This window comes from Algoriphagus boritolerans DSM 17298 = JCM 18970 (assembly GCF_900108085.1).
GTDB lineage: Bacteria > Bacteroidota > Bacteroidia > Cytophagales > Cyclobacteriaceae > Algoriphagus > Algoriphagus boritolerans.
On record NZ_FNVR01000025.1, the window covers coordinates 1 to 17,485 of the forward strand.

17 protein-coding genes and 1 tRNA gene are annotated in these 17,485 nt (G+C 43.5%); 12 read left to right on the forward strand and 6 right to left on the reverse strand.

From position 1 onward, the window contains the following. Positions 1-136 precede the first annotated feature (136 nt). The 3 genes from C4S61_RS16785 to C4S61_RS16795 form a co-directional block, all read right to left on the reverse strand. A tRNA-Ala gene (locus C4S61_RS16785) sits at positions 137-210 on the reverse strand. Between the two features lie 145 nt (positions 211-355). Beyond that, positions 356-958 carry a recombination mediator RecR gene (gene recR / locus C4S61_RS16790; protein ID WP_103925962.1) on the reverse strand — a complete coding sequence of 201 codons (603 nt, stop codon included), beginning with the start codon at positions 956-958 and terminating at the stop codon, positions 356-358. An 11-nt stretch (positions 959-969) separates the two neighbouring features. After that, positions 970-1,263, reverse strand: coding sequence for an ATP-dependent Clp protease adaptor ClpS (locus tag C4S61_RS16795; protein WP_103925963.1), 294 nt, complete (start codon positions 1,261-1,263; stop codon positions 970-972). A gap of 52 nt (positions 1,264-1,315) precedes the next feature. On the opposite strand from C4S61_RS16795, the gene C4S61_RS16800 reads away from it, so the two are divergent. Then, positions 1,316-2,761 (forward strand): sodium:solute symporter, encoded by a 1,446-nt coding sequence (locus C4S61_RS16800; RefSeq protein WP_103925964.1) that lies wholly within the window; start codon positions 1,316-1,318, stop codon positions 2,759-2,761. Here C4S61_RS16800 and C4S61_RS16805 read toward each other — a convergent pair. Continuing rightward, entirely contained in the window at positions 2,758-3,096 is a 339-nt protein-coding gene (locus tag C4S61_RS16805) for an MGMT family protein (protein WP_103925965.1), read from the reverse strand. The genes C4S61_RS16800 and C4S61_RS16805 overlap by 4 nt on opposite strands. Next, the gene (locus C4S61_RS16810) at positions 3,077-3,970 is read right to left on the reverse strand and encodes a mechanosensitive ion channel family protein (RefSeq protein ID WP_103925966.1); all 894 of its coding nucleotides are present in this window, start codon (positions 3,968-3,970) and stop codon (positions 3,077-3,079) included. The genes C4S61_RS16805 and C4S61_RS16810 overlap by 20 nt, the downstream gene beginning before the upstream one ends. Positions 3,971-4,029: 59 nt before the next feature. On the opposite strand from C4S61_RS16810, the gene C4S61_RS16815 reads away from it, so the two are divergent. The 8 genes from C4S61_RS16815 (at position 4,030) to C4S61_RS16850 (ending at position 12,955) form a co-directional block, all read left to right on the forward strand. Next, positions 4,030-4,707, forward strand: coding sequence for an SDR family NAD(P)-dependent oxidoreductase (locus C4S61_RS16815; protein ID WP_103925967.1), 678 nt, complete (start codon positions 4,030-4,032; stop codon positions 4,705-4,707). Between the two features lie 11 nt (positions 4,708-4,718). Then, positions 4,719-5,180 (forward strand): nuclear transport factor 2 family protein, encoded by a 462-nt coding sequence (locus C4S61_RS16820; protein ID WP_103925968.1) that lies wholly within the window; start codon positions 4,719-4,721, stop codon positions 5,178-5,180. Positions 5,181-5,185: 5 nt separating this feature from the next. Beyond that, positions 5,186-5,641, forward strand: a complete 456-nt coding sequence (locus C4S61_RS16825) for a hypothetical protein (RefSeq protein WP_103925969.1) — start codon at positions 5,186-5,188, stop codon at positions 5,639-5,641. Between the two features lie 571 nt (positions 5,642-6,212). Continuing rightward, complete coding sequence (gene thrA / locus C4S61_RS16830) at positions 6,213-8,663, forward strand: bifunctional aspartate kinase/homoserine dehydrogenase I (RefSeq protein ID WP_103925970.1); 2,451 nt, start codon at positions 6,213-6,215, stop codon at positions 8,661-8,663. Beyond that, positions 8,663-9,598: a homoserine kinase gene (locus C4S61_RS16835; RefSeq protein WP_103925971.1), complete on the forward strand. Its 936-nt coding sequence runs from the start codon at positions 8,663-8,665 to the stop codon at positions 9,596-9,598. Before thrA ends, C4S61_RS16835 begins: the two co-directional genes overlap by 1 nt. A 5-nt stretch (positions 9,599-9,603) precedes the next feature. After that, a complete protein-coding gene (thrC, locus tag C4S61_RS16840) occupies positions 9,604-10,902 on the forward strand; it encodes a threonine synthase (protein WP_103925972.1) in 1,299 nt (432 codons plus the stop codon). 212 nt (positions 10,903-11,114) lie between these two features. Beyond that, positions 11,115-12,191, forward strand: a complete 1,077-nt coding sequence (locus C4S61_RS16845) for a glycoside hydrolase family 43 protein (protein ID WP_103925973.1) — start codon at positions 11,115-11,117, stop codon at positions 12,189-12,191. Between the two features lie 212 nt (positions 12,192-12,403). Beyond that, on the forward strand, positions 12,404-12,955 hold the full coding sequence (locus C4S61_RS16850) for a C40 family peptidase (protein ID WP_103925974.1): 552 nt from the start codon (positions 12,404-12,406) through the stop codon (positions 12,953-12,955). A gap of 59 nt (positions 12,956-13,014) precedes the next feature. Here C4S61_RS16850 and C4S61_RS16855 read toward each other — a convergent pair whose 3' ends face one another. Next, positions 13,015-13,989, reverse strand: a complete 975-nt coding sequence (locus tag C4S61_RS16855) for a polyprenyl synthetase family protein (RefSeq protein ID WP_103925975.1) — start codon at positions 13,987-13,989, stop codon at positions 13,015-13,017. Positions 13,990-14,143: 154 nt separating this feature from the next. On the opposite strand from C4S61_RS16855, the gene C4S61_RS16860 reads away from it, so the two are divergent. The 3 genes from C4S61_RS16860 to C4S61_RS16870 all read left to right on the forward strand — a co-directional run bounded on the left by C4S61_RS16860 (position 14,144) and on the right by C4S61_RS16870 (position 17,439). Further along, on the forward strand, positions 14,144-14,626 hold the full coding sequence (locus C4S61_RS16860; protein WP_317046062.1) for a DUF4199 domain-containing protein: 483 nt from the start codon (positions 14,144-14,146) through the stop codon (positions 14,624-14,626). 79 nt (positions 14,627-14,705) lie between these two features. After that, the gene (locus C4S61_RS16865) at positions 14,706-16,403 is read left to right on the forward strand and encodes a 1-acyl-sn-glycerol-3-phosphate acyltransferase (RefSeq protein WP_103925976.1); all 1,698 of its coding nucleotides are present in this window, start codon (positions 14,706-14,708) and stop codon (positions 16,401-16,403) included. Further along, entirely contained in the window at positions 16,381-17,439 is a 1,059-nt protein-coding gene (locus C4S61_RS16870) for an NAD(P)H-dependent glycerol-3-phosphate dehydrogenase (protein WP_103925977.1), read from the forward strand. The genes C4S61_RS16865 and C4S61_RS16870 overlap by 23 nt, the downstream gene beginning before the upstream one ends. Positions 17,440-17,485 lie beyond the last annotated feature (46 nt).

Genomic DNA, 17,485 nt, shown 5'->3' on the forward strand with positions numbered 1-17,485 from the left:
GCCGCCACATTATTCAAAGCCTCCGGAGAAATCCAGAGGCTTTTTTGCGTTTAAACACTTCTAAAAAAAAAATCTAAACAAAATACATTTTCAACCAGGTTAAAAATGAAAAAGGCAAGCCGGAAGCTTGCCTTCGTGGAGGATAACGGATTCGAACCGATGACCTCTACACTGCCAGTGTAGCGCTCTAGCCAACTGAGCTAATCCCCCTTTAAATTATTTCGGATTCGAGAACTGATGACCTTCCTGCTAGCTAGCGGGACACTCTAGTCCGGAACGCTTTCAGAAAGCTAATCCACCGAATCGGAGTGCAAATATAGAACGGGAATCCTTCCTCGCAAATAAATCTTTACTCCTACCCGTAATTTATCCGAGTTAGGATACTTCGACCAAGCGTGACTTCATCTGTAAACTCCAATTCTCCACCGACTGGTATCCCACGGGCGATTGAACTGACCTTAATGCCGGAATCTTTTAGCCTTCTACTTAGATAAAAAGAGGTGGTGTCACCTTCCATTGTAGCCGAAAGCGCCAATATTATTTCCGAAACTTCTCCCTTGTTTACACGGGTTATCAGCGATTCAATTTTTAGTTCTTCAGGTCCGATTCCCTGAATCGGAGAAATCACGCCGCCCAATACATGATAAAGTCCCTGGTATTGATTTGTATTTTCAATCGCCAACACATCCCGAATATCCTCTACCACACAGATGATTGATCGATCTCTCCGATGGCTTTTGCAGATACTGCAGGTAAGATCATCGGAGATGTTGTGACAGGTCTGGCAATATTTTATTTCTTCCCGCATCCTGGTGATTGCCAAAGCCAGAGCTTCTGTCACTACCTCGTTTTGCTTCAGAAGGTGAAGGGCAAGTCGCACGGCTGTTTTTTTTCCTATTCCAGGCAGGCGGGATATTTCCGTCACCGCATCTTCGATAAGTTTGGAGGGGAAGTTCAAGAAATTAGCATTTAAAGGATGGTTGCCTGGATACCTGAATCCAGGATTGCTTCACACATGGGCTTAAGTTCTTCCATAGATCCTTTCTTTACAGCACATTTTCCCTTATAATGAATTACCAGGGTGCACTGCTCGGCTTGTTCGTGTGAATGTTTGCAAACTTTCATCAGAATATTGATGACGTGTTCGAAGGTATTGAAGTCATCATTGAAGACCACCAGATCCAATTCCTCTTGGTCTAGTAGATCCTCCAGGAGAATTTCCGACTCTTCGATGTAGGGAAGGGTTGTGCTTGAATGGTTCATTTTGCAAAATTAAGAATAATAGACAACTTAGCGCGAAACCTTACTTTCCTTTATGAATTTCCAAATCGTCTTACTGGTCATTTCGGCTTATTTTCTTTTACTTTTTTTGATTTCCTGGTATACTTCACGAAAAGTAACTGTCGATAGTTTTTTCACAGGAGACAGGCAATCACCGTGGTTTCTGGTGGCATTTGGGATGATTGGGGCCTCGCTTTCAGGGGTTACATTCATCTCGGTTCCAGGGGAAGTAGGTAATAGTAACTTCTTTTACTTCCAGGTTGTTTTGGGTTATACGCTGGGATATTTCACGATTGCCAAGGTTCTCCTTCCGCTATACTACCGGCTCAATCTGGTTTCCATTTATTCTTATTTGGAAGATAGGTTTGGATTTTGGTCGTATAAGACAGGCGCTTTTTTCTTTATACTTTCCCGTGCGCTGGGCTCCTCGTTGAGACTTTATTTGGTAGCCAGTGTGTTGCAGTTGATTCTTTTCGATTCGCTGGGAATCCCATTTTGGGTTTCGGTTTTAATTACAGTGGGTTTGATCTGGCTTTACACACATCGAGGTGGAATCAAAACGGTCGTGTGGACGGATACCTTACAAACGTTTTTTATGCTTGCTGCTGTAGTGATTACCATATTTTTCATTGGAAATGAACTCGGGATCAAAAGCCTGGGAGATTACTTTTCATCTGTCGCAGATGATAACCGGTCGGAGATTTTCAACTGGGACTGGAAGGCCGGCACAAATTTCTTCAAACAGTTTATTTCAGGGGCATTTATCACCATTGTGATGACTGGTCTGGATCAGGATATGATGCAGAAAAATCTAACCTGTAAAAATATCGGCGATGCTCAGAAAAACATGTTTTGGTTTACCACCATTCTTGTAGTGGTAAATCTGCTTTTCCTTTCTTTAGGTGTCCTTCTTTATTTGTACGCAGAGAGTAAGGGAATACAACTTCCGGCAAAATCGGATGAACTTTTTCCATTGCTAGCCACCCAATATTTTTCTCCTTTCATCGGAATCGTCTTTGTATTGGGAATCATCGCCGCAGCCTACTCAAGTGCAGATTCCACCTTGACGGCATTGACGACTTCTTTTTGCATTGATTTCCTTCAGATCGAGCGGAAATTCGCGCCGGAAAAGCGGATCCTCGTACGCAAAAAAGTTCATCTTGTTTTTACCGGATTGATGTTTTTTATGATTTTGGGATTTTATTGGCTCAATAATCAAAGTGTTATCAATTCGGTATTCATAATTGCGGGATACACCTATGGACCACTACTCGGACTTTATTCTTTTGGGCTTTTTACCAAAATGAAAGTCAAAGATCGTTTCGTTCCCTACCTTGCTGTGGCATCCCCGATCATCACTTTTATTATCAGCCAAAACTCAGAGAAATGGCTTTGGGGTTATAAATTCGGTTTTGAAGCATTGATCTTAAATGGAGTCTTGATGTTTTTGGGTCTTTATCTGCTGCGCAAAAAAGACTAAACCCCAAGCTCTTTCCCGGGATCCCAGAATACCTTTTCAAAGTCCTGAACTTGGTCATTTTCCACGTTTATCCCATCGGCTATCAGCAATTCCTGCATTCGGGTCGGACTTTCGAAATGGTGTTTTCCGGTCAGGAGTCCTTGGCGATTGACCACTCGCTGCGCAGGGACATCCGGCATAGCATGGGCAGCATTCATGGCATATCCCACCATCCGGGCACCACTTTTCAAGCCGAGGTAGTGGGCAATTGCTCCATAGCTGGTTACTCTTCCTTTTGGAATTTCGCGCACGACCTGATAGACTAAGTCGAAGTAGTTAACCTTGCCTGTGTTCATGGTTCCATTGAATCAAAGCCTGGTTGATTTCTTTTTTTACGAGAATTTCTGTTGGCTTTTCACCTGTTTTTATAGGGAATTGAAACCTCACCAAGAAGGTTTCTGCTTTTCTTTCGATCACATTCAACTGGGCGCCTTCGGCAAAAACAATGTCAGGATATTTTTTAATTCTCTCCGTGAGGGTTTCCTCCAAAGCATCCAAATGGATTTCATTTTTAGAAGAAATCTCGAAATCGAAAATGACCTGGTGTGTATTGTTTTTTGAAAAATTGACCACATCCTGAGTTAGTGCCAGCGTGTTTGGAATCAGGATTATTTCCCCGGCATCATTTTTCAAGACCAAATTGATCAGGGTAATATCCCGAATAAAACCAATATGCCGTCCAATTTGGATTTTGTCTCCGATCTCCAGTTGATCCGAAAACATCATAATCAACCCATTGACAATGTTGGTGATGTAATCCTTGGTCAACAGGGCAATCGCTGCTGCGACGATGGTAATACTTGTCAAGAATTCCAAAGGCTTAATCCCAAAAACCAACATCAAGCAAATCAGTAAGGCAAAGCTGGTGAGTATTCCTGCGATTCGGTCGATACCAAGCATGAAGTTAGGCTGTACCTTGGCGTCTTCCCGCTGTCTCAAATAAATTTGAAGCGTAATAATCCGGCCAAGAGAAATGATCAAATTGGCACTGAGGAGAAAAATCAGTGTCTTGACCACTCGGTTAATAATTTCATATTGCTCAAGAAATGGACTTAAAAAAGTGTTCCCTTCATAAATGATTTCCAGGATGATCAGTAGGAATAGTTTTATCACAAAGTTTCTTTTGCGGACATTCTCCCTAAATCGGATACTGCTTTTGAGGTGATTCATGTTTCAATCGAAAAATAAAGCCTAATTTTAGCAATTATCGAAACAAAAACAGAGAAGACATGAGTAGAAATATAATCGTAACCGGTGCAGCGGGAGGTCTTGGAAGGGCTGTTGTGGATAAATTCAAGCGGGAAGGCTATCATGTGATTGCATTGCTGAGACCTAATCATGGTGAACCGGTCGAAGAAGCTGATGATAACTATGAAGTGGATGTCACTGACGAAGCTGCTGTTCTGGATTTTGTCAGAGAGTTTCAGATGCAGTATAATGATTTGGATGCCTTGGCCATGCTGGTTGGGGGATTTGCAATGGGCGATTTGGAATCTACCGCTGAGAAAGATATCCAGTCGATGTTTCACCTGAATTTTTTCAGCGCTTACCACATGGTTCGCGGATTTTTGCCAATCATGAAAAAGCAGCAAAAAGGAACATTTCTATTTGTAGGAGCAAGGCCTGCCTTGGAGTTGGATAAAGCAAAAGGGACAATTGCCTATGCCCTCAGTAAAAATTTGGTGGTATCCCTAGCGGAAATCCTGGCTGAAGAGGTGAAAGAAACACCCATCCGAAGTCATGTTTTCATACCCAGTATCATTGATACCCAGGCCAATCGGGAATCGATGCCTGATGCTGATTTTTCCCGGTGGGTGAGTCCTAAAGATATAGCAGAAGCAATGCATTATACCGTCAATAATCCAGCTCTGAGAAATATGACTTTCAAACTTTATGGAGGGGTTTAATCTGGAAGTGTATGACTAAAAGAATTCTATTTGCAGGCCTATTGGGTCTGCTTTTCTGTTTCCCTGCCTTCTCTCAGACTGAAGAAGAGCAGGTCGAAGCCGTGATTAAAAGTCTTTTTGAAGGAATGCGGGCCAAAGATGTCGATCAGGTAACTGCTGCTTTTTCCAAAGATGCCCTGATGCAGACCGTGATCGCCAAGCCCGAAGGGAGTGAGGTAGCAAGTAATGCCGTGGCGGACTTTATCTCCCGGATTGCCTCCACGCCGGTAGAGACCCAACTGGACGAACGAATTTTAGCATATCAAATCAAAATCGATGGGACTATGGCTTCAGCCTGGACACCTTATCAATTCTATACCAACGGCACTTTCAGTCACTGTGGAGTCAACTCCTTCCAACTCGTAAAAATGGCTGAGGGCTGGAAAATTGTTTACATCATCGACACCAGAAGAAAAGAACCCTGCGAACGCTAAAATTTATGAACGAATTCAAATCAAAAGTCTATCAGACTGCACTCAGGCAACTTAAAGAAAAGGAGGCCTTGCTCAATGAGGAGCGAAAAAATATGATTGAAAGCATCCTAGAAGAAGAGAAAAACAGCGCAGGAGATAAATACGAAACCAGCCGAGAAACAATCACTCAGGATCTTAATACCATCGAAAAGCAGATAAAGCAAAGTAAACTAGACCTAGAGGAACTTTATCGTCTCCAAACGATCAAAGATACGCCAGCCTCCGTTCAGGAAGGTGCCTTGGTCAGGCTGGGCGCAGATTGGTTTTTGATGGCGGTCAGTATCGGACAGGTGAAAATAGAGGATACAAAAGTGTTTCTGATGAGTAAAGATTCCCCTCTGGGTGAACTTCTCATTGGAAAGAAAAAGAAAGATCAGGTCAGTTTCCGTGGAAAAATACAGCTGATCGAAGAGTTGATTTGATCAGAAATTAATCCTTTTGGAAATAAAGCTCATCAGTTCTGTGGTAAAGTCCAGAAGGATGAGCTTTTCTTTTCCTACAAGCTAAAAAAATACTTTTACCTCGGTTTCTACCCGAATTCTGATTCTGAAAGTTTCCAGGTTAAATTATCAAAAGGTTAACATTTTGAGATTAATGCTGTGAAAATTTTAGAAAAATCGGAGTTCTCTATCACTTTGTTTGGTCAATCCGTTTTTTCGCTGTAAAATTGTCAAGTGAATCTTTCCGTCATGGTTCTTGCCTCAATTTCTTTTTCACTTATTTCAGGTCTATCAGAAATGGTAGAGAGTGTAGTTGTATTTTTTATTTTTACCACAGGAATGACCACCATGATTACGGGGTGACCCGTCTTCATCTTTAGTTACTCGCCCCAGAGGTCGTTTCGGCCAATCATTAATTTCCAGCATTAATTTCCAAGTCATTTATGAAATCGAGCAGGACAAAAACGTCAAAACCAGCAGTGATCCTAAGTCACCGGTCTGCTAAAAGGTAGGCTCGAAATCTCAATGATCTTTGAATAAAAATTATAAAACTATGAAAATCATCAAGTTTGGAGGCTCATCCGTAGCGACCCCCGAAAACATCCGAAAGGTATTTGCAATCCTTCAAGACAAGCTGCAGCAGCATGAGATTGCTGTCGTTTTTTCGGCTTTTGGTGGGGTCACAGAGAATCTCTTGACCATTGCGAGATTATCCAGAGAAGGGGATCAGGCCTATCGGGATCTTTTACAGACCTTGGAGGAAAAGCATCTGGACATTGTTCGCCAGCTAATTGCTGTTCAAAATCAGTCCACGGTGATGACTTATGTAAAAGTTCGCTTCAAGGAATTGGAGGATCTTTTTCATGGAATATACCTGATCAAAGAAAATTCTGCCCGCACGCTGGACTATGTCGCCAGTTTTGGTGAGCGGCTTTCAGCTTTCATTTTGGCAGAAGCCATGGCCGGCAAAGGCATCAAGACCCGATTCGTAGACGCGCGGGATGTCATCCGGACCAATGATCGATTTGGACAAGCCAGAGTAGAATTTGATGTGACCAATGCTCAAATCAAAGAATATTTTGCCAAGCATGATGGGGTCAAAGTCATTACCGGATTTATTGCCTCCACTGCCAAAGGTGAAACGACTACTCTCGGTAGATCTGGTTCGGATTACACTGCGGCCATTTTTGCAGGTGCTCTGGATGCACAGGACTTGGAGATCTGGACGGATGTATCGGGAGTTTTGACTGCGGATCCGAAGTTAGTGTACACGGCATTCACCATTCCGCAGTTGAGCTATAATGAGGCAATGGAGCTTTCGCATTTTGGTGCGAAGGTCATCTTCCCTGCGACGATGCAGCCTGTGATGAGGAAAAATATTCCCATCTACATCAAGAACACCTTTGAGCCCGAAAATGCGGGCACACTCATCAATGGGGAGGTCAGTCACGGGGCTTTGATCAAAGGGATCAGTTCCATGTCAAATATCTCGATCGTCAACGTGCAGGGAGCTGGACTCATGGAAGGTGGCGCAACAGTCAGCCGGGTGTTTAAAGCTTTGGATGAAGCCAAAGTCAACATTTTACTTATTTCTCAAGCCTCGTCCGAACACAGTCTGTGCCTGGCGATCAAAACGCAGGAAGCATATTTAGGGAAAGAGGCTATAGAAAAAGAGTTTTTCTACGAAATCAAATCCGGTGAAATGGATGAAGTCTCTCTGCTTCATGGATTGGCGACCGTGGCAGTAGTTGGAGAAAATATGAAGCAAAATCCCGGAGCTTCTGGACGTATGTTCCGTGCTTTGGGAAGAAACAATATAAACGTCGCGGCGATTGCGCAGGGAAGTTCGGAATTGAATATCTCAGCAGTGATTCCGCAACCAGATTTGCAAAAGGCACTAAATGCACTCCACGAGGCATTTTTCCTTTCGGAAAATAAAGTGCTTCACGTCTTCCTGGTGGGTACTGGCCTAATTGGCCAGGCATTGATCAAAATGATCAAATCCCAGCAGAATAAATTGCTTCAGGCAAATGAACTGGACATTCAGATTCACGGCCTGGCCAACAGCCGATTTATGGCGTTCCACGAGGATGGTTTTGATCTGAAAAACCCACATCAACTAAGTGAATCTGATCAGAAAATGGATCTGGACAAATTCATTCGGACTATGGAAGAGATGAATTTCTCCAACTCGGTATTTGTGGATTGCACCGCAAGTTTGGAGGTAGCTGATACCTATTTCCGCATATTGGAAGCAAAGGTTGGAATCGTCACTCCGAATAAAAAGGCCAATTCCGGTTCAATGGATCAGTATCGCGCATTAAAGCGAATTGCCAAACGTCGGGGAGTGAATTTCTTATACGAAACCAACGTAGCAGCCGGACTGCCGGTGATCAATACCCTGCAGGATTTGATGCTATCGGGCGATCGGGTAATACGGATCGAAGCGGTATTGAGTGGCTCAATGAATTTTATTTTCTCTGAATTGGAAAATGGAGCTCCATTCTCTGAAGTCGTGAAAATTGCAAAGGAAAAAGGCTATACTGAACCCGATCCCCGTGATGATCTCAGTGGAATGGACGTAGCTCGAAAAATCCTCATCCTTGGTCGTGAGGCTGAGCAGGAACTGGAATTTGACGACATCACCATTCAGAGTATGGTTCCTGAGGATTGTAAGGTGACCGCTTCGGTAGAGGAATTTTTTGATAAGCTGAAAGGTCACGATGAGGCGTTTGCAAAGCTTTTGGCTGATGCTAAATCAAAAGGAGAAAGACTCCGATTTATGGCGACACTGGAGGATGGCAAAGCCAAAGTAGGCTTGAAGTCTCTTCCGGAATCGCATCATTTCTCAAGCCTGAAAGGTAGTGATAACATGATCCTGCTGACTACTGAGCGCTATCATGACCGTCCAATGATCATCAGAGGACCGGGTGCGGGAGCAGATGTGACTGCCGCGGGAGTTTTTGCAGACGTGATCCGAATCGGTAACTATACTCGGGAATAATGCAATCGGTCAAAGCTTTTGCTCCGGCTACTGTTGCCAATGTTTCCTGCGGATTCGATATCCTGGGTTTTGCGATCGATGCCATGGGTGATGAGGTGGAAATTCGGCTTCGGCAAGGCAAAGGTCTGAAAGTCGTCTCAATCGAAGGAGACGAAGGCAGATTGCCTTATGAAGTGGAGAAAAATACCTGTGCTGTTGCCATTCAAGCCATGCTTGATGAGATGGGACAGGAAGTGGGGATGGATATTTTCCTGAAAAAAGGCTTGCCTTTGGGTTCGGGAATGGGTTCCAGTGCGGCCAGCGCAGTAGCGGCTTTGGTCGCGGCAAACTACTTGCTTGGTGAACCTTTCGAGAAAAAAAACCTCCTTCCCTTTGCGATAGCAGCGGAAAAAGCCGCTTGCGGCGCTGGGCATGCGGATAATGTCGCGCCAAGTTTACTTGGTGGATTTGTCCTGATACGCGACTATCATCCGTTGGATGTGATCAAACTGCACGTACCGGATGGATTGCATTGCACCTTGCTTCATCCTCATTTTGAATTGAAAACATCCGATTCAAGATCTGTTTTGAGAGATAATGTCTCTTTGAAGCACTCTACGATCCAGTCCGGAAATGTTGCGGGTTTGATTGCTGGATTGTTTCAGGAGGATTTCGAATTGATCGGAAGATCGCTGCGGGATGTGATTGCCGAGCCTTACCGAGCCACGCTGATCCCCGGTTTTTATGAAGTGAAAGAAGCAGTAAAAGCAGCCGGAGCTTTGGGAATGGGGATTTCCGGCTCGGGGCCCACACTTTTTACACTTTCCAAAGGAGCTGAAGTCTCCGAATCTATCATAAAAGCAGCTCAGGAAGTCTATGATTCCATCGGACTTGGAGTCGACACTTACCACTCAGCGATCAACATCCAAGGCGCTTACGTCCTCGAGTCAACCTAATTCCAATGAAGTATTTCAGCACCAATAACCCCAATCATAAAGTTTCACTTGCCGAAGCCGTCATCAAAGGCCTAGCGCCGGACAATGGCCTGTACATGCCTGAACGAATTCCTGTTTTGCCTCAAGACTTGATGATGGAATTTTCGGAAATGAGCTTTCAGGAAATCGGCTATGCTATCATTTCGGCCTTGTTTTCGGAGGACTTGAGCGCAAGTCAGATCAGGGAATTGGTCGATCATACGCTGACCTTTGATGCGCCGCTGGTGCAGGTGGAGGAGGATGTATACAGCCTGGAATTGTTTCATGGACCGACTTTGGCGTTCAAGGACTTTGGAGCACGATTTTGCTCCAAGCTGATGAGTATGCTGGTGGAGAAATCCAGCAAGACGCTGAGAGTATTGGTGGCGACTTCAGGAGATACCGGAAGCGCGGTAGCCAATGGATTTTTGGGAGTAGATGGGGTGGAGGTAATTATTCTTTTCCCGAAAGGAAAAGTCAGCCCGCTGCAGGAAAAGCAATTTACCACCCTTGGACAGAACATCACCGCATTGGAAGTGGATGGCGTTTTTGACGACTGTCAGACGTTGGTGAAGCAGGCTTTTTTGGATGGGGACTTGAATGAAAAATTGCTTTTGACCTCAGCCAATTCCATCAATATCGCCCGCTGGATTCCGCAGTGTCTGTACTATTTCTATGCGTTTTCCAGACTTCCAAAAATTGGAAAAAAAGTAGTTTTTGCTGTTCCAAGTGGGAATTTCGGCAATCTAGGTGCAGGAATTTTAGCGGAGCGGATGGGTTTGCCGATTGATCATTTTGTGGCTGCCACCAATGTGAATAAGGTGGTGCCGGATTACTTAAATGGTGCAGCTTTTCAGGCTCAACCGTCCATTCCAACCGTTTCCAACTCCATGGATGTGGGCAATCCGAGCAACTTTCCAAGGTTGATTACACTATTTGGCGGAGACGAAAATCTGTTTAAAGAAAAGGTGAAAGGCTATTTCTACAATGATGGAGACACCGTCAAAGCGATTCAATTGGTTCAAAGTAAAGGCTACACCTTAGACCCGCATGGGGCGGTTGGCTATTTGGGATTGAAGGATTTTATGGTGGAAAATCCCGGTTATGTCGGAGTATTCCTGGAAACAGCCCATCCGGGCAAATTCCGAGATGTGGTAGAGGAAGCATTAGGTGAAAAGCTGGAGTTGCCGGAGCGATTGGCTGCTTTTCTCGAAGGAGAAAAAAAGGTGATTCCGATGGGAAAAAGCTTTGCCGAGTTTAAGGGATTTTTGGAGGGGTTTGTTTAGAAAAAGTGCATTTGCCTTGCCAATTTTCTCAGAAATGGAGCTTACCCATTTCAAGATCTCATGGGTGATATCATAGGACGGCTTTATTGATCGTATCATTTTGATACTATTAACGGTAAGATCAATAGGATAAATTATAGATAAATTTCTTCGAAGGATTTTCTAAACCATCTCACTTCACTATTTTCGATCATTCTCAAACCCAATCAATCATGAAATCTAACATCATTTCTTTTTTAGTGCTTGGCCTTGCCTTCTCTTGTTCCCAACCCAAAGAAGAAGTGCAGACAGAAGCTGAACCTGAAACTTCTAAATTCAACCATAAGCCTTTGGTAGAAAATATTTATACCGCTGATCCCTCGGCCCATGTTTTTGAAGGCAAGATCTACATCTATCCTTCCCATGACATCGAAACAGAAGTGGCGGAAGATGATATGGGCTCGCATTTCGACATGAAGGATTACCATGTTTTTTCTATGGATATGCCTGGTGGAACAGTCACAGATCACGGTGTAGCGTTGAGGTTGGAGGACGTTCCTTGGGCTGGTCGTCAGCTTTGGGCACCGGACGCGGCTGTCAAGGATGGGAAGTACTATTTGTATTTTCCTGCCAAGGATAAGAATGATATTTTCAAGATAGGGGTAGCTGTGTCAGATCGTCCTGAGGGGCCATTTACCGCGGAGCCTGATCCGATTGCAGGCACGTTTAGCATGGATCCTGCGGTCTTTCAGGAGGGCGATGAATACTTCCTGCTCTTTGGAGGAATCTGGGGTGGTCAGCTGCAGTGGTATGAAGATCAGAAGCTAATCGAAGGGAGAAAAGGTCCAACCGATGGAATTCCCGCTCCCGATCAAAAAGCCTTGATGCCCTATATTGCTAAGCTTGGTACTTCGATGACTGAACTGGCCGAAAAGCCAAGAGAGCTTCTGATTCTGGATGAAAGTGGTGAACCAATCAAATCAGGTGATAACAACCGGCGGTTTTTCGAAGCTACCTGGATGCACAAGTACAACGGGAAGTACTATTTGTCATATTCCACAGGGGACACTCACTTTATCGCCTATGCGATTGGCGATAGTCCTTATGGGCCGTTTACCTATCAGGGAAATGTCCTGGACCCGGTTGAGGGTTGGACCAATCATCATTCGATTGTGGAATTTGAGGGGAGATGGTACCTTTTCTATCACGACACGGAATTATCCGGAAAAACACCGCTTCGCAACATCAAAATGGCTGAGCTGATCCATCAAGCGGATGGGAAAATCCAAACGATTAAGTCGATGAATTAAAAAAGCCGGGATTCTGGCTTTTTTTGAAAAAAATTACTTCCACATCTTGTTTTCAAATCCAGACCGATTCCTAGGCTTTCTTTACCGATTTTCTGTAGGTTTTTTATAAGTATCCTGATTTTGAGGAGTATAGGAAAATTGAGATTCATTCTAGCTGATTAAAATAAATTCCTCTGTATTGTTATTCAAGCTAGAAAATGTAATTCTGCATCATGCATTTCAAAAAGAGGAGCTTTCATAAGGCCTTAACCATTCTAGGTTTGTTAATCATCGGGGCCATTATTCTAGCTGTCAATTCGTTTAGAGAAATTGAAATTCAGCCTTTGGCTGAGTTTAATGATAATTCGGAAAACTCCTTTAAGGCAAAATCTTCCTTAAGAGACAGCCTTGACCTATTTGGAAAAGATCTGCTTGGGATTCCCTATAGTTATGCGGGTACAAGTAGGGAAGGCTTTGACTGCTCAGGGTTTATTTATTACGTTTTTAAGAATTTTGATATAGACGTGCCGAGAAGCTCTTCACAGTATGCTGATTTTGGAAAGGAAGTAGCAATTGACCAAATTCAAAAAGGAGATATTTTGATCTTTTTAAGTCCCACAAGAGATGAGATTGGTCATCTTGGGATTGTCACCAATCCAAATGGAATGGAAACCGAATTCATCCATGCTTCTTCCGGTAAAGAAATGAAAGTTATTATTTCGAGTCTGAAACAGCCGAATTATAACCGGAGATTTGTCAAAGCGATAAGTGTAATTGAAGATTAATTAAAAAAGTTAAAGTGGATTTCGACTTCTGTTTTTTATAAAATGGGAGTTAATCCATTTTACTTTTTCCGCTCAATGGTGTAGCTGACCAAATCTCGCAAAGAGGTTTTATAGTTAGAATCCGGAAATTCCTTCAAAATAGTCAAAGCTTCCTGATAGAACCCATCCATCTTTTCTTTTGCGTAATCCAACCCACCGCTTTTTTTTACAAAGTCAATGACCTCGTTCACTGCTTTTTTGTCTTCGGATCGATTTCGGATCAGATAAATAATTTTCTTTTTCGTCAGCCAATCCGAGTTTCTAAGTGCATAGATCAGCGGTAAGGTCATTTTCTTTTCCTTGATATCGATACCTACAGGTTTTCCGATTTCATCTTCACCAAAGTCAAAAAGATCGTCCTTGATTTGAAAGGCCATTCCTACTTTTTCCCCAAAAAGCCGCATTTTTTCAATGACTGATTCCTCATTTCCAACACTTGAAGCTCCAACGGAACAACAGGAAGCAATTAGACTGGCGGTTTTTTTTCGGATAATGTCGTAATATACTTCCTCATCTACGTCCAGCTTTCTCGCTTTGTAACTTTGGAGTAGTTCTCCTTCTGACATTTCTTTTACGGCATTGGATACAATCCGCAGGAGCTGAAAATCGCCATGGTCTACGCTTAGCAATAGACCTCTGGAAAGCAGGTAGTCACCGACCAACACTGCGATTTTGTTTTTCCAGAGCGCATTCACGGAGAAAAACCCCCGGCGGTAATTGGCATCATCGACCACGTCGTCATGAACGAGCGTGGCAGTGTGCAGCAACTCAATCAATGCAGCGCCACGATGGGTCGATTCATTGATCTGTCCACAAACACCTGCCGTCAAAAAGACAAACATAGGTCGCATTTGCTTGCCTTTGCGCTTGACGATGTAATTGGTAATGTGGTCGAGGAGCTTGACCTTACTTTTCATGAAATCCCTGAACTTATGTTCAAATTCGGCCATTTCTGACTCGATGGGGACTTGTATTTGTTTGAGGTCTGGTTTCATTGAGGAATGATGCCGTAAAAATAATACCCTTTCGCTCTTGGGCAAGGGAATCTCTTTTTACTCTCCTTCAAACACAGCGAATTTGATAATCGTTTTGTGTTTTTATGTAATTTGTATCAAATGCAATTCACCCAAAACAAATCACTCGCACAGCATGATGAAAGGTAGAAAAATTGAGATAAAGTGGGGAGTCCTATTTATTCTGGTAGGACTGATCTGGATGGTTTTCGAAAAGACCATGGGCTGGCATGATGTACATATTGATAAGCATGCTACGTATTCCATGTTTATTGCTCCTATCGCCATCGCCATCTATGTATTCGCGCTTTTGGACAAGAAAAGAAACTACTATGGAGGGAAAATGACTTTCAAGCAAGGTTTTGTCTCAGGTTTATTCATCACGCTGGTAGTCGTAATCTTAAGCCCGCTGAGTCAGTACATCACGAGTACCTACATTACTCCGGGCTATTTCAATAAGGTAATCGAATACTCCGTTTCTTCCGGAAAGATGGAGCAGCAAGCCGCTGAGGACTATTTTAATCTACACAATTACATGATTCAGGCAGTCACAGGAGCTGCAATAATGGGGGTTCTGACTTCAGCCCTTGTGGCTATTTTCGTCCGTTCAAAGTCTTGATTTAGGGCGCTTTCCCAGGATTGTCTTTTAGAAATTGCATTTTAGCTATCTTTAGGACCTTTTCTAACCTGATTCCAACTTGGACGATAACTACATCAAACATCGGTATGCCCCAATAATTCCCAGCAAGGATGAATGGCCGGTGGTGAAATTAGCCCGAGAGCGAAGGGAGTTTGTTAAAAAAGTCGCGGATCTGGCAGAGTCTAGGGTACTTGGATTGACAGGAAAAAATCACGAGATTCTTAAGGAAGAGCTTGAAACGACGCTTTATCGGGAAAAACTTCGAGTCAAGCAAAATCCATGGGCCGTGGATCCGTATGATGAGGATTCATTTTGGAACGAAGTGAGGTCTTCTTTGCTTCAGGTTAATACGGACTTGTCACTTGACAAAAACAAGCGATTTCAGGCCTATCAAAAAATTCTTCACCGAATCACCTCCCGCTACGCAGAAGAGATAGCTTCCAATTTCAAAGCATCTCATTACAAGTTTACCCGAAGTGTGGTTACTTATGGTTTTTCCCGATTGCTGAATGCCGCAAGGGTCAAAGGGATTAAGTCAATCTTCAGCAATCAATACTCACTCCAGGATAAAATTCAGATTACAGGACAAACGGATCAGATACGTGATTTGGCCACGAAAGGTACGATCGTCATGGTTCCCACTCATTTTTCCAATCTTGACAGTATCTTGATCGGATGGATTATTTCTGTCTTGGGAATGCCTCCTTTTATCTATGGGGCTGGATTGAACCTGTTCAATATTTCAATTTTCGCCTATTTCATGAATGCCCTGGGTGCGTACAAGGTAGATCGGAGAAAGAAAAATCTGATGTATTTGGAAACGTTGAAAACTTACTCCAAGGAAGCGATTCAGTTTGGATGTCATAGTTTATTCTTTCCCGGAGGAACTCGCTCCCGGAGTGGAATGATTGAGTCTAAACTTAAGTTGGGCTTATTGAGCACGGCCATAGAAGCGCAGCGGGCTAATTTTCAGAATGGGATCAATGACATCTCCGGGAAAATCTTCATCGTACCCGTTACGATCAATTACCACTTTGTCTTGGAAGCACCAAGTTTGATTCGTGATCACCTGAGCAGCACCGGGCAAGAGCGGTACTACAAGGAAAATGATGAATTTTCCACGTCTTACAAGATTTTCAAATTTTTGCTCAAGTTTTTTACCAAAGGCTCTGATATATCTGTCTCGATAGGTCGGGCCATGGATGTCTTGGGCAACTATGTAGATCAGGATGGAAACAGCCTAGATAAACGAGGCAGGCAGATCGATACCCGGGATTATTTTATTTCAGATGGTAAAATTACCGTGGATCAGCAGCGGGAAGAAGAATATACCCATATGCTCGGAAAGCGGATAGTGGAGGAGTTTCATAAAATCAACCGCGTTTTCAGCTCTCATTTGGTGGCGTTTGTCGGTTTTGAATTGATTAAAGCAAAGAATAACAAGCTTGATATTTTTGATCTTATCAGATTACCCGAGGAGTACATTTCGATTTCCTATGAAGAGTTCAAGGTTGCTTGCCAACGCGTGATGGATCGGATATTGGAGCTGAAAGCTCAAGGAATGATCGATATTGCCCCGCACATGAAACGAACCATGGACGAGATTATCACGCATGGAATTGACAATGTGGGGATGTATCACGCCAAAAGACCGCTGATTAGGGATAATCAAGGTTACATTACTACTGAAGATATGAGTTTGCTTTATTTTTACCACAATAGACTTCACGGATATGGCCTTGAGAAACTCTTCTAAGCCCAAAAGAATTGGGGTAGTAGGCGTTGGAAGCTTTGGAACTGCCATAGCCAACATGCTTGCAGAAAAAAATGAGGTCATGGTGTATGCCCGAAAAGAGGAGGTCGTCGAAGAAATCAATACCGCTCATCGTACCTCCGGGAGGGAAATTCATCCTGCTATTCGGGCCACTTTTAGTCCTGAAGCGCTTTGCAAATCCTGCAATGTTCTCTTTTTTATGATTCCATCTTCTGCATTCCTTGAAGTAGTGAGAAATTTTGGCCCTTTTCTTTATCCCTATCATCTAATCATCCACGGTACCAAAGGCCTCGCTTTAAATCTTGGTCCCAATGATTCCCTGGAAACCGTTCAAAAGCTCAAGAGAAACCAAATTCTCACCATGAGTGAGGTGCTTCTTCAGGAGACAGTAGCAGTAAGAGTGGGCTGCTTGGCTGGTCCAAACATATCGAAGGAATTAAGTCTGGGCCATCCGGCGGCAACTGTCATAGCCAGCAGGTATAACGAAGTCATATTGGAAGGCCAACGTTTGCTTCGATCCGAAAAATTTCAAGTGTATGGCAACTCGGATATCATCGGAGTCGAGCTCAGCGGCGTACTCAAAAATATCATTGCTATTGCTGCAGGGGCGTTAGCAGGGTTGGGATTGGGAGAAAATGCCAAAGGATTGCTCATCTCAAGAGGCTTGGTGGAGATGGTTCACTTGAGCAAAGCGCTCGGCGGAAGTGTACAGGCAGTCGTGGGATTGGCAGGTATAGGCGATTTGGTAACAACCTGTAATTCAGTAGATTCCAGAAATTTCACAGTCGGTTTTCGTCTTGCAAAAGGTGAATCTCTGGATCAAATTTTAGGCTCTATGGATGAAGTAGCGGAAGGTGTGAATACAATCCGGGTAATGGATGCTTTTATCAAAACCGCCGGAATTCGCGCACCGATCACTGAGAATCTTCACCGCGTGCTTTTTGAGGACCTGGCTATAGAAGATGCGCTTCAATTTCTAATGAAGTATCCGTTTAGTGTGGATGTGGATTTTGTATAGTAAATAGCTCTAAATTAGAATTATGGAATTACGCTATCTGACCAAG

What these genes read in the sequence shown, in the direction of transcription:
- C4S61_RS16795 (WP_103925963.1), bottom strand. Translation starts at nt 1,263, where the DNA reads ATGAACCATTCAAGCACAACCCTTCCCTACATCGAAGAGTCGGAAATT.
- C4S61_RS16800 (WP_103925964.1), top strand. Translation starts at nt 1,316, where the DNA reads ATGAATTTCCAAATCGTCTTACTGGTCATTTCGGCTTATTTTCTTTTA.
- C4S61_RS16805 (WP_103925965.1), bottom strand. Translation starts at nt 3,096, where the DNA reads ATGAACACAGGCAAGGTTAACTACTTCGACTTAGTCTATCAGGTCGTG.
- C4S61_RS16810 (WP_103925966.1), bottom strand. Translation starts at nt 3,970, where the DNA reads ATGAATCACCTCAAAAGCAGTATCCGATTTAGGGAGAATGTCCGCAAA.
- C4S61_RS16815 (WP_103925967.1), top strand. Translation starts at nt 4,030, where the DNA reads ATGAGTAGAAATATAATCGTAACCGGTGCAGCGGGAGGTCTTGGAAGG.
- C4S61_RS16820 (WP_103925968.1), top strand. Translation starts at nt 4,719, where the DNA reads ATGACTAAAAGAATTCTATTTGCAGGCCTATTGGGTCTGCTTTTCTGT.
- C4S61_RS16825 (WP_103925969.1), top strand. Translation starts at nt 5,186, where the DNA reads ATGAACGAATTCAAATCAAAAGTCTATCAGACTGCACTCAGGCAACTT.
- thrA (WP_103925970.1), top strand. Translation starts at nt 6,213, where the DNA reads ATGAAAATCATCAAGTTTGGAGGCTCATCCGTAGCGACCCCCGAAAAC.
- C4S61_RS16835 (WP_103925971.1), top strand. Translation starts at nt 8,663, where the DNA reads ATGCAATCGGTCAAAGCTTTTGCTCCGGCTACTGTTGCCAATGTTTCC.
- thrC (WP_103925972.1), top strand. Translation starts at nt 9,604, where the DNA reads ATGAAGTATTTCAGCACCAATAACCCCAATCATAAAGTTTCACTTGCC.
- C4S61_RS16845 (WP_103925973.1), top strand. Translation starts at nt 11,115, where the DNA reads ATGAAATCTAACATCATTTCTTTTTTAGTGCTTGGCCTTGCCTTCTCT.
- C4S61_RS16850 (WP_103925974.1), top strand. Translation starts at nt 12,404, where the DNA reads ATGCATTTCAAAAAGAGGAGCTTTCATAAGGCCTTAACCATTCTAGGT.
- C4S61_RS16855 (WP_103925975.1), bottom strand. Translation starts at nt 13,989, where the DNA reads ATGAAACCAGACCTCAAACAAATACAAGTCCCCATCGAGTCAGAAATG.
- C4S61_RS16860 (WP_317046062.1), top strand. Translation starts at nt 14,144, where the DNA reads ATGATGAAAGGTAGAAAAATTGAGATAAAGTGGGGAGTCCTATTTATT.
- C4S61_RS16870 (WP_103925977.1), top strand. Translation starts at nt 16,381, where the DNA reads ATGGCCTTGAGAAACTCTTCTAAGCCCAAAAGAATTGGGGTAGTAGGC.